The following is a 1,239-nucleotide window of genomic DNA, read 5'->3' on the forward strand; positions in this document are numbered from 1 at the left end:
GGCGAAGCTGAGAACTTAAGCGCCAGTAAACGGCGGTGGTAACTATAACCATCCTAAGGTAGCGAAATTCCTTGTCGGGTAAGTTCCGACCTGCACGAATGGCGTAACGACTTCTCGACTGTCTCAACCATAGGCCCGGTGAAATTGCACTACGAGTAAAGATGCTCGTTTCGCGCAGCAGGACGGAAAGACCCCGGGACCTTTACTATAGCTTGATATTGGTGTTCGGTTCGGCTTGTGTAGGATAGGTGGGAGACTGTGAGCCGGTAGCGCCAGCTATCGGGGAGTCGTCGTTGAAATACCACTCTGGTCGTGCTGGATGTCTAACCTCGGTCCGTGATCCGGATCAGGGACAGTGTCTGGTGGGTAGTTTAACTGGGGCGGTTGCCTCCTAAAGGGTAACGGAGGCGCCCAAAGGTTCCCTCAGCCTGGTTGGCAATCAGGTGTTGAGTGTAAGTGCACAAGGGAGCTTGACTGTGAGACTGACGGGTCGAGCAGGTACGAAAGTAGGGACTAGTGATCCGGCGGTGGCTTGTGGAAGCGCCGTCGCTCAACGGATAAAAGGTACCCCGGGGATAACAGGCTGATCTTCCCCAAGAGTCCATATCGACGGGATGGTTTGGCACCTCGATGTCGGCTCGTCGCATCCTGGGGCTGGAGTCGGTCCCAAGGGTTGGGCTGTTCGCCCATTAAAGCGGTACGCGAGCTGGGTTTAGAACGTCGTGAGACAGTTCGGTCCCTATCCGCTGTGCGCGTAGGAGTCTTGAGAAGGGCTGTCCCTAGTACGAGAGGACCGGGACGGACGAACCTCTGGTGTGCCAGTTGTCCTGCCAAGGGCATGGCTGGTTGGCTACGTTCGGGAGGGATAACCGCTGAAAGCATCTAAGCGGGAAGCCTGCTTCGAGATGAGGACTCCCACCCCCTTTGAGGGGTTAAGGCTCCCAGTAGACGACTGGGTTGATAGGCCAGATGTGGAAGCCCTGTGAGGGGTGGAGCTGACTGGTACTAATAGGCCGAGGGCTTGTCCATTGTTGCTCGCGTTCACTGTGTGGTTCTGAAACAACCAGCCCACCACCACGCCCCCTTCACCGGGGGTGTGGGGTGTGTGTTTCATGGTGTTTCGGTGGTCATAGCGTTAGGGAAACGCCCGGTTACATTCCGAACCCGGAAGCTAAGCCTTTCAGCGCCGATGGTACTGCAGGGGGGACCCTGTGGGAGAGTAGGACACCGCCGAACAAT

The 1,239-nt window shown here is 56.8% G+C and carries 2 rRNA genes; both read left to right on the plus strand.

Going from position 1 to position 1,239, the window contains the following annotated elements:
• Positions 1-1,029 (plus strand): 23S ribosomal RNA (locus tag ACZ4EF_RS36860); the annotation flags it as partial.
• 90 nt (positions 1,030-1,119) lie between these two features.
• Positions 1,120-1,236: ribosomal RNA gene (rrf, locus tag ACZ4EF_RS36865) — 5S ribosomal RNA — on the plus strand.
• Positions 1,237-1,239: the final 3 nt, after the last annotated feature.

This window comes from Streptomyces sp. NPDC025721 (genome assembly GCF_055558595.1).